Source organism: Rhizobium sp. P1_B8 (genome assembly GCF_056406515.1).
On record NZ_JBFTZZ010000063.1, the window covers coordinates 1 to 10,254 of the forward strand.

The following is a 10,254-nucleotide window of genomic DNA, read 5'->3' on the forward strand; positions in this document are numbered from 1 at the left end:
CACATCTGCGCGACTTCGGAAATCGACACGTTGCCGTCGAGGTTCTCAAGAAGCAGACTTTTCGCCAGATCCTCATGCGTCCGCGAGAGGCTGCCCGACCTATCGGAGGCTACCGTTGGCCGGCCGCCGTAACGCTGGACCAGGTAGGTGCCGATGGCTGTCGTCATTTGCTCGACGAACAGCGCGTTGGCTTCGTCCGGCTTTTCGAGTGCCGGGATCAGCGCCCGAGCGAGATTGGCAAGCACAATATCTTTTGACGCGGTCTCAACTGACAGCGACGTCACGCCGGGCATTTCAGCATCATCGGCAATTTTGCCGATGGACGCTGGCGAAATCTCAAACAACACGAAATCGAAAGGACCGCGGAGATCCGCCTTGTAGGCTTCCGAAAGGTTGCGAATATAGATCGAGTTCTCGGTAAAGTCGTGAGCTTCCGCACGATGTTCGTGGAAGATGCGCCGCGTGTGGCCACCGAGCGAGGAAACCCCCACGACGAAACCTCGATCGCTTGCCGGTGTCATAACCTGATCGAGTTTAGTGTTGACTGTCGCCTTCCGAAAGATATCGATGTCTGAACCAGGTAGGCTTTGGTTGATCGACAACTGCTTCAACGAGCACCCGAACCCGTCGGTCGAGTTTCCAGTGGAAGATTGGTGGCGGAGGGGGAGAACTTGGACCACGACGCACTTCTTTCATTTTTAGACACTCGAACACGGGACATGCCGGCTTGGTAGCTTTCCCACGCTAAGTTGCCACACGACAATTTGTTAAATCGGCCCCGCGAGGATCCTTTTGTTCAATATTGCCGTTTGAAACCTGTGTAGGAAACTTTGAAGCGCAGCATCTCGTTGGGACGGCTATACAGTCCCCAGCCAGGATGATCGAGACACATGTGAGTGAAGCGTTGACGGTCAGTGAGAGAATTGCGGCGTGTTTTGGGATTAGTGCTGCAAGGGCGCTGGCAATCAGGCCTCTTTACGAGGCAAAGCTCGCTGTCGTCCATCTCGAGCACTCCTATGACAATGGCGAACATACAATCCTCCTGCCGGCTGATGACGCCTTTCTGGTCATGCTTTATCTCGTCGACGTTGATCATTGTGACGTCCGCCCGGACGGTGCACGGACACCTCTGAAGGCCTATTCCAGAGGTTCTATGTGTCTTATCAGTCTGAGGAACGGCGCCGCAATTTCTGTTCGTGGCCGCTTCGAAGCACTCGCGTTTCATATCCCAAGCGCGCTTTTTATCGAGCTCGCTGAGGAAGCAGGCGAGCCGCGTATTGATGACCTCATAACCTGCCGCGGGATTGACGATCAGGTGGTCCGCAATATCGGCGCTGCACTGATACCGATGTTCGACATGCCGGACGAAGTCAGGGACACACTGCTTCCTCATATCGGATTAGCGCTAAGCGCCCATCTTACGCATCGTTATGGGCGGTCCCCCATCCAGCACCTTTCGGGCACCGGTCAACTGTCTCCGCTGCAAGAAAAGCGCATCAAGGCGTACATAGCTGCGAACCTATCAGGCGGCACACCGGTCGATAAGATCGCCGAAGCGTGCGGGTTTTCAGTCGATGAGCTCTGTTCCGGATTTTTGAGCACGACCGGGCAGTCAGTTTCGGAATGGATCGCGTCATATCGAATGAGCAGAGCCCAATCGCAACTGAGCAGAACCGGTGAAACTATTGCCCGGATCGCTGCAGAGTGCGGCTTTCCTGACGAAAGTGAATTCGTCGCAACCTTCACGAGGGCCGAGGGAGTGCCTCCTGCCGCTTGGCGCTTGCGCAACCGACACTGACGGAAACACAATCGCGCAGCACTGCTCTTGAGCTAAGCTTCAGAACAGAAAACTCACGGCGATGGCCATATTGGTCGAGCTTGTGTGGCCGGATCCGGGTGCGGCCGAAACGGCCTCACCCGGACAGTCCAATTAAGCCTGGACAAATGCCAAGAGGTCGGCGTTCAGGACATCGGCATGGGTTGTCAGCATGCCATGCGGATAACCCTGATAGACCTTCAGGGTGCCGTTCTGCACCAGTTTGACGGAAAGCTTGCCGGCATTGTCGATCGGCACGACCTGGTCGTCGTCGCCGTGCATAACGAGCGTCGGAACAGTGATTGCCTTCAGGTCTTCCGTCTGATCGGTCTCGGAGAAGGCCTTGATCCCGTCGTAATGGGCCTTGGCACTGCCCATCATGCCCTGCCGCCACCAATTCTGGATAACGCCCGGATAGACCTTGGCGTCRGGGCGGTTRAAACCATAGAACGGACCAGTGGGAAAATCGAYGAAGAGCTGCGCGCGGTTCTCAGCTACGCCCTGGCGGATGCCATCGAACACTTCCATTGGCAAGCCGCCCGGATTTGTCTCGGTCTTGAGCATCAGCGGCGGGACGGCGGAAACCAGAACGGCCTTGGCAACGCGGCCRGCGGGCTGGCCAAATTTTGCAACGTAGCGGGCAACTTCTCCGCCGCCGGTCGAATGGCCGATATGAACGGCATTTTTCAGATCGAGCGCTTCGACCACGGCGAAGGCATCGGCGGCATAGTGGTCCATGTCATGACCGTCAGAAACTTGAGCAGAGCGGCCGTGACCACGGCGGTCATGGGCGACAACGCGGTAACCCTTCGACAGAAAGAACAGCATCTGTGCGTCCCAATCGTCCGACGAGAGCGGCCAGCCATGGTGAAAGACGATCGGCTGGGCATCCTTYGGACCCCAATCCTTGTAGAAGATTTCGACGCCGTCCTTGGTGGTGATGTAGCCCATTCTATTGTCTCCTTTGATTGAGGTGGGGGTGGAAGAAATGTTGGCAGCAAACCCGAAAGATGTGGGGAGTGCCATGGCGGCTGCGGTGGCAGCGCCGGAAAGCAATGCGCTGCGGCGGGTGATGGAAGGRAAATTCTCGGTCATTGTCGCGTACCGTGATCCTTTGATGGCTRTGATTCGAGGGTAGTGGGGGATGCCGCTCTCCCGCGTTSCTAGGCGGCCCCCGGCCGGTTGATTGTGAGGAAATGCCGGACGACCGGCTTGTCCGTTCCTGAGTGATAGGCGAGGACCTGGCCCTGTAGGTCAGCATCGGCATTTGAAACCCGCTTGTGCTGRCGAAGATGCTCKGCCCAGGATTCGACCATGAACCATTCGACGATCTTTTGCGGATCGGCGGAGTCTTCCGTCACCCCCCATCCGTAGGCGCCRTCCCGGCGYCGCTCGTGGGACATCTCATCCAGCGCATGCAGGAAGGCTGTGCGATGATGTTTTTCGACATGGTATTCGATGAGGATCAGAACAGGTCCGCGGTCGTGGGCGACAGGCTCGGCGACCAAGGGTTCTGGCCAGTGATTGGACGGCACCATATCCGCGTCGCCGGCCGGCAGCTTTAAACGATGCATGATGAAGCCTGCAACGAGCAGTCCCACCGCGCCGATCAGCAGCGCTCCCGGCACCCCAGCAGCTTCACCAACGGCACCCCAGCCAAGGCTACCTGCCGTCATCGCGCCATTGAAGACGGTGAGATAGACCGCCAGCCCGCGACCGCGGACCCAGTTCGGGAGCACGGCCTGCGCTGCGCCATTCAGCGTGGTCAGGGCGGTGATCCAGGCGCCTCCGAGAAAGAGCAGAACAATGATGGCGACCCATTTCGGCGGCGCGAGCGACAAAGCGCCCATCACGAGTGCTGTGATAACAGCGGCACCGAGCAGCAGGCCATCGGCATTAAAACGCTCGCGCAGTTTAGGCATGAGCAATGCGCCGCCGATCGCGCCGGCGCCAACGGCGCCAAGSAGGATACCGTAGAAGCCTGCGTCACCGCCGAGCAAYTCTCGGGCGACGAGCGGCAGGAGTGCCCAGATGGCACTGGCGAAGGCAAAGAAGATCGCCGCACGCAAAAGTACGACATGCAAGGGCTTGCTGGCGCGGGTGTAGCGCAGGCCTGCACGGAAYGCGCCGAAGAAGCCTTCCGCCAATGCATCATTCGCGTTCTTTGCCCGCGGCCACCAGACGAGCGCCGCGATGACGAYGAAATAGCTCGCAACATCCGCGCCATAGGTGACGCCCGCGCCGAAGGCAGCAAGGAGCAGGCCGCCGGCAGCCGGCCCGATCGACCGGGCGATATTGATGCCGAGCGAGTTGAGCGCGACGGCGYTCTTGACGTCKTCTCTCTTCACCAGTTCGGGCACGATCGCCTGCCAGGTCGGCCCCATCAATGCGGCGCCGATGCCGCCAAGGAAGGTCAGGCCGATCAGSGCACTGACCGAAAGCATGCCGGTATTTGCCAGGATCATGAGGCTTACGCTGACCGACGCGAGCAAGATCTGCACGGCGATCAGGAATTTGCGGCGATCGAGAATATCGGTGAGCACGCCTGCAGGTATCGCCAGGAGGAAGATCGGCAGKGTTCCGGCCGCCTGCACCAGCGCGACGGCCGCCGGCGASGCCGATAGATCGGTCATGAGCCAGGAACTGGCGACATCGCGCATAAAGCTGCCGGTATTTCCGAGGACGGTTGCAGCCCAAAGAACTGCAAAGACGGGCTGGGCAAGGGGRGCAAAGCTGCTCCCGGAGGATTTGGTAGTGCTCATTTGCCAGCTCCCTTGGTCAGATCAATTGTCGCGACAATGATGAAAGCCCCAGCGAGCCCGAGATGTTCGAAGAAGGCGTTGGTTGCCATCATGCGCTCCATGCCCGGGGGCAGCTCCCAGAAACGAAGGGCGATAAGGGTGGCAAAGAGTGTGAACCCGGCGAGCGCCAGCGCACCTGCCCAGCGAAGGATCCCCGACACCACCATGGCCGAAGCCGCTAATTCGAAGGTGATAACGGCGACCGCGAAGAATGCCGCCGGATACAGACCGAAATGGTTCATTTCAGCGATTGCGCCCTGRAAATCGAAGAGCTTGGTGAGCGGCCCCTGGATATAGGCCGCGCAGAGAGCGAGGAGCGCGACGAACCGTGTCGCTGGTGCAGTGATGATCCGCGCAAGAGGAGAGCCCCGGTGACGGCTGGACGAAAAATGATCAATCATGTCTGCTCCTGTCGTGTTGTYGATCAAAACAAGCGGCTTTGTTTGCCGCTGGTGGAGCGATATTGGCCAGAAAGATTAYCGCCAACAATTGCATCAATTATTTCGATTTAATTGCGATTWTCGCAATAAACGATCTGATAGAGCAAATTGGGCAGCGGAGGCCGCTGCCCACTCAATTCGGGCGCGATACCGCGCGGCGTCACACGGCCCAGCAGGCACAACCAAGCGCGCCGAAGAAGCCCTTGAGATCGGCAATCGGCAGCTTCGATGTCCAGGCGCCGGCGTGGTCGTGACCATGGACATTGCAGGAACTGGCGCAACCGCACGTCGAGATTGCGGTACGGCGCAAGGAGTTCATGCCTGCGCCCTGCGGTTCGCCCCATGCCGCGTAGCCGCCGAACGTGCGCACGGGAGACCAGTCCGGCATCGCGGGAGGCACGTCGTTCTCGTCGAGTGGCTTGAAGTCGCCCGCACCGAAGACGATCTTGCCGCCGACCATGGTCAACTGCGAGGACAGAAACGAGATCTCATCCTCTGGGCAAGTGAAGAAGTCCCTATCCGGCACGACGAGATCGGCGAACTGGCCCTTCTCGATGCGGCCCTTCTTGCCTTCCTCGTTAGAGAACCAAGTGACCTTCTCGGTCCACATGCGCAGCGCCGTTTCACGGTCGAGGCAATTGGCGCGGGGATAGAGCTGCATGCCGCCGACGGTCTTGCCCGTTACCATCCAGGACAGCGAGACCCACGGATTATAGGAGGCGACGCGCGTCGCATCGGTACCGGCGGAGACGTTGATGCCCTTATCGAGCATGCGCCTGATCGGCGGTGTCGCTTCTGCAACGCCGTGGCCGTATCGCTCGACGAAATATTCGCCCTGATAGGCCATGCGATGCTGCGTGGCGATGCCGCCACCGAGCGCTGCGATACGGTCGATCGAGCGATCGGAAATCGTCTCTGCATGGTCGAAGAACCAGTTCAGTCCCTCGAGCGGGATGTCCTTGTTGACCTTCTCGAACACATCGAGCGAGCGGCTGATCGTTTCGTCATAGGTGGCGTGAAGCCGCCAGGGCCAGCGGTTTTCAGCCAGGACTCGAACGACGTCCTCCAGTTCGCCTTCCATTTCCGGCGGCATGTCCGGGCGGGGCTGGCGAAAATCTTCGAAGTCCGCGGCGGAAAACACCAGCATCTCGCCGGCGCCGTTGTGACGGAAATAATCGTTGCCCTGCTTGTATTTGACCGACTGCGTCCAGTTGAGGAAATCCTGCTTCTCTTCCTTCGGCTTCTGCGTGAAGAGATTGTAGGCCAGACGTACTGTAAGCTGGTCCTCGTCCGAGAGCTTCTGGATCACCGCATAGTCGTCCGGGTAATTCTGGAAACCGCCGCCGGCATCGATAACGCCGGTGATGCCCAGCCGGTTCAGTTCCCTCATGAAGTGGCGGGTGGAATTGACTTGATATTCGAATGGAAGCTTGGGCCCTTTCGACAAAGTCGAATAGAGAATGCCGGCATTCGGCTTGGCAAGCAAAAGGCCCGTCGGATTGCCGTTGGCGTCGCGGGTAATCTCGCCGCCTGGAGGGTTCGGCGTGTCCTTGGTATAGCCGACGGCACGAAGGGCAGCACCGTTGAGCAGTGCGCGGTCATAGAGATGCAGCAGAAAGACAGGCGTATCGGGTGCAATAGCATTGATCTCGTCGATCGTCGGCAGGCGTTTTTCCGCGAACTGGTGTTCGCTGAAGCCCCCGACGACACGCACCCATTGCGGAGCAGGCGTGATCGCCACCTGTCGTTTCAGCATGTCCATCGCATCGGCGAGCGACCGCACGCCGTCCCAGCGAAGCTCCATGTTGAAGTTCAGGCCACCGCGCACGACGTGCGTGTGGTTGTCGATCAGACCAGGCAATACACGCTTGCCCTTGAGATCKACGATCTTCGTATCGGGTCCGGCAAGCACCATGACGTCACGGTCGGTGCCCACGTCCATGAATAGGCCGTCCTTGACGGCGATTGCGGTGGCGTTCGGATTCGCGCGATCAAGCGTCGTGATCAATCCATTGTGAAGAACGATGTCTGCGTACATGGAAGCGGCTCCGGTCTTGTTGGGATCGGCGGCATTGGCCGGTGAAAACAAGTTTGAAAAGGCGAGGCTCGATGCTGCGCCCAGGAATGTGCGGCGCGTCGTCATCAGCTTTTCCCCGATGTTGAATCTACATKGGGTGGGTTCACCGCCACCACGTTTTTCCCGCCCTTCGGAAGGTGACCGAACATGTGCGGCTTGACCTGATGAAGCCAGGAGACGGCGGCAGGTTCGCGAGCCCAAATGCTCTTTGCCAGCGGCACGAGCTGCTCGCCGACAAGGATGCCGAGCAGCCCGATGAKCGCGACGACAGGCGGGGCAGGCGAGCGAACATTGAGCAGGCTGTAGATCACGCCCACCAGCAGGCCGGCGCCAAGTGAAAGAAGATAGAGTTTCATAGGGGAACCTCGCGTGGTGAATAAAATCACTCCGGCAGGACGCAGCCGGCCGGAGTGATTGACGGTTTACTTGGCAGGGTTCGGGCCGATCCGCTTGCCATGCTTGACGCGTTCGGCTCCACCATGGACATGCGTAACAGCATAATCGATGCCCATGCCGTAAGCGCCGGAATGCTCCTTCACCAGCGACGTGACCGCGTCGTAGGTTTCCTTGCGGGCCCAGTCGCGCTGCCATTCGAGCAGGACCTGCTGCCAGGTGACCGGAACGACGCCAGCCTGCACCATGCGGTCCATCGCATATTTGTGCGCATCGACGGAGGTGCCGCCGGAAGCATCCGCAACCATGTAGATTTCGTAGTCGGTATCGTTCATGCAGGAGAGCGCGAAGGTGGTGTTGCAGACCTCSGTCCAGAGGCCGGCGACGACAATCTTCTTGCGGCCATYGGCAGCCTGCTTGGCAAGTGCGTCGCGGACGTTCTGGTCGTCCCATGAATTCATCGATGTGCGCTCAAGGATGTCGTTTTCGGGAACGACGGCGAGCAGTTCCGGRAACGTRTTGCCCGAGAAGCTGTCGGTCTCGACGGTGGTGATTGTGGTCGGGATGTTGAAAATCCTGGCGGCCTTGGCAAGACCGACGACATTGTTCTTCAAGACCTGGCGGTCGATCGACTGAACGCCGAAAGCCATCTGCGGCTGCTGGTCGATGAAGATGATCTGACTRTTCTGCGGGGTGAGGACCTGAAGCTTGCTGGACATCTCGTATCTTCCTTTGACTGAGTTGAAGGTAGGTAATGRGGCAGGGAAGGCGGMACGTCTTGAAAGTTATGCCGCCGTATTGTTGGAAAGCGACGTCAGGCGGCGAGCGGTGCCAGCCCGGCCTCGATCTGKTCACGATAAGGCTCGTACCGTGCCGGCAGCTTCAAAACCTCGCCGAGGTGCGCCGTATCTTCATCGCGGTCGAAACCGGGTTCGTTCGTGGCGATTTCGAACAGGACGCCGCCGGGTGTCCGGAAGTAGATGGCCCAGAARTAATCACGGTCGATGACAGGTGTWACCTGGTAACCCGTGTCCATCARRRCCTTGCGGACTTCGAGCTGCTTTGCGCGGTTCTCGACGGCGAAAGCGATGTGGTGCACCGAACCTGCGCCCTGCCTTGCGAAAGGTGTKTTCGGAAGGACCTCGAGGTCGATCGTATCCGCACCATTGCCGCCGGGGATGATGAAGCGGGTGACGGCACCATCCGTTTCGGCGCGCTGGTAGCCCATGAACCCAAGCAGTTCGGACGTGGCAGCGGTGTCATGCAGGCGGAACTTRGCACCGGTGAAGCCGCGGATGCCAACGCTTTCGTCGATGCCGGCACCAKTCCAGGCCTTGCGGCCATCATTTTCCGTTTCGACAAGGGCAAAMCCTTCGCCGTCCGGCCCTTTGAACAGGAGGCGGGCAGCGCCGAAGGCAGTGTCGGTAAGCAGGTTGACGGCTCCTTTTGCCGACAGGCGATCCTGCCAGAAGGAGAGTGAGCCCTTAGGCACTGCGAACTGTGTTTCGCTGACTTCGCCAACGCCTGGGCGGCCGCGCATTACGTCGGGAAAAGGGAAGTAGGTCATGACGGAGCCGGGGGTGCCGGCCTCATCACCGTAATAGAGGTGGTAGACGTTRGGGTCGTCGAAATTSACGGTCTTCTTGACRCGGCGCAGGCCAAGCGTGTCCGTGAAGAACGCGTTGTTCTGCCGGGCATCCGATGCCATCGACGTGATGTGATGCAGTCCCTTGATATCCTTGATCATAATGCTCGCCCTTCCGCGGCTGCGTTGGTTTGTCTGGTGTGATTGAAAACCTACGCCCGTTGATCACCGGTCGGAATTGCAATAATAATTGTCAGKGAATTGCCTCAGGTGAAATAATCAATGAACGACTACAAGCTGCTTCGAACCTTTYTGCTGGCCGCCGAGAAACGGAACTTCGCGCAGGTCGCACGCGAGCTCGACATGACCCCGGCSGCCGTCACGCGGGCGATCGCGGCCCTGGAAGAAGACCTGGGCGTGCAACTCTTCGTGCGRACCACGCGCCAGGTGTCGCTGACGACCGACGGCGCGATCTTCGCCGCCCAGATTCAGCCGGCGGTGCAGGCGTTGGACAACGCGCGCAAGGACGTGATGAATACCCACAAGGCSGATCATGGCCGCCTGCGAATCAGCGCGCCGACCTGGTTCGGCCAGCAGGTCCTGCCGCCCATCCTCTCGGCCTTCAAGGAACGCTACCCGAAGATCAGCTTCGAGATCTCGCTTGCGGAYGGACTCGTTGACATCATCGATGACGACTATGATCTGGCAATCCGCATTTCCGCGGCACCCTCGGACAAGTTCACGATCTGGCGCAAGATCACCGTCGTGCGCCGTATCCTSGTCGCAGCGCCRGGCAGCCGGTTTTCCGACATGAAGCATCCGAACGAGCTCATTCCRGACGATTGCCTGGCCTATAGCGGYGACAGCAAGCGGGAGACCTGGACGCTGTCGGACGGCAGTGGTAGCGCCACGATTTCTGCGGGCCGGGCATTCAGCGCCAATAGCGGAGAGGTGTTGGCGAGGATGGCGGCCGACGGCGTCGGGGTCGCCATGCTGCCCAAGTTCCATGTGGCCGAGCATCTGCGGACCGGACGGCTCGTCCACGTCCTGCGGGACTGGGCGCCGCCAGACTTATGGTTGACCCTGTATTACCCCCCGTATCAGGTGCTGCCGCCCCGTATCGCCTCGTTCTCGAAGTTCTT

General features: G+C 59.5%; 10 protein-coding genes. 2 read left to right on the forward strand and 8 right to left on the reverse strand.

Going from position 1 to position 10,254, the window contains the following annotated elements; translation table 11 throughout:
* Positions 1-602 (reverse strand): AraC family transcriptional regulator (locus tag AC1D2N_RS35790; RefSeq protein ID WP_477982990.1); only part of this gene is annotated, 602 nt, incomplete at its 3' end.
* 302 nt (positions 603-904) lie between these two features.
* On the opposite strand from AC1D2N_RS35790, the gene AC1D2N_RS35795 reads away from it, so the two are divergent.
* Positions 905-1,798, forward strand: coding sequence for a helix-turn-helix transcriptional regulator (locus tag AC1D2N_RS35795; RefSeq protein ID WP_130729863.1), 894 nt, complete (start codon positions 905-907; stop codon positions 1,796-1,798).
* Between the two features lie 132 nt (positions 1,799-1,930).
* Here the strand turns inward: AC1D2N_RS35795 and AC1D2N_RS35800 are convergent, their stop codons facing one another.
* The 7 genes from AC1D2N_RS35800 to AC1D2N_RS35830 all read right to left on the reverse strand — a co-directional run bounded on the left by AC1D2N_RS35800 (position 1,931) and on the right by AC1D2N_RS35830 (position 9,274).
* Positions 1,931-2,767, reverse strand: coding sequence for an alpha/beta fold hydrolase (locus AC1D2N_RS35800; RefSeq protein WP_477982978.1), 837 nt, complete (start codon positions 2,765-2,767; stop codon positions 1,931-1,933).
* Between the two features lie 212 nt (positions 2,768-2,979).
* Positions 2,980-4,578 (reverse strand): MFS transporter, encoded by a 1,599-nt coding sequence (locus tag AC1D2N_RS35805; RefSeq protein WP_477982980.1) that lies wholly within the window; start codon positions 4,576-4,578, stop codon positions 2,980-2,982.
* Positions 4,575-5,018 carry a DoxX family protein gene (locus AC1D2N_RS35810; RefSeq protein ID WP_130718842.1) on the reverse strand — a complete coding sequence of 148 codons (444 nt, stop codon included), beginning with the start codon at positions 5,016-5,018 and terminating at the stop codon, positions 4,575-4,577. Before AC1D2N_RS35810 ends, AC1D2N_RS35805 begins: the two co-directional genes overlap by 4 nt.
* A 199-nt stretch (positions 5,019-5,217) precedes the next feature.
* The gene (locus tag AC1D2N_RS35815; protein WP_130729851.1) at positions 5,218-7,200 is read right to left on the reverse strand and encodes an amidohydrolase; all 1,983 of its coding nucleotides are present in this window, start codon (positions 7,198-7,200) and stop codon (positions 5,218-5,220) included.
* Positions 7,200-7,490: a XapX domain-containing protein gene (locus AC1D2N_RS35820; RefSeq protein ID WP_477982983.1), complete on the reverse strand. Its 291-nt coding sequence runs from the start codon at positions 7,488-7,490 to the stop codon at positions 7,200-7,202. The genes AC1D2N_RS35815 and AC1D2N_RS35820 overlap by 1 nt, the downstream gene beginning before the upstream one ends.
* 66 nt (positions 7,491-7,556) lie before the next feature.
* The gene (locus AC1D2N_RS35825) at positions 7,557-8,246 is read right to left on the reverse strand and encodes a hydrolase (RefSeq protein ID WP_477982985.1); all 690 of its coding nucleotides are present in this window, start codon (positions 8,244-8,246) and stop codon (positions 7,557-7,559) included.
* Positions 8,247-8,341: 95 nt separating this feature from the next.
* Positions 8,342-9,274, reverse strand: coding sequence for a VOC family protein (locus AC1D2N_RS35830; RefSeq protein ID WP_477982987.1), 933 nt, complete (start codon positions 9,272-9,274; stop codon positions 8,342-8,344).
* Positions 9,275-9,394: 120 nt separating this feature from the next.
* Between AC1D2N_RS35830 and AC1D2N_RS35835 the strand changes: the two genes are divergently transcribed.
* A partial coding sequence (locus tag AC1D2N_RS35835; RefSeq protein ID WP_130654435.1) for a LysR family transcriptional regulator occupies positions 9,395-10,254 on the forward strand: 860 nt, incomplete at its 3' end.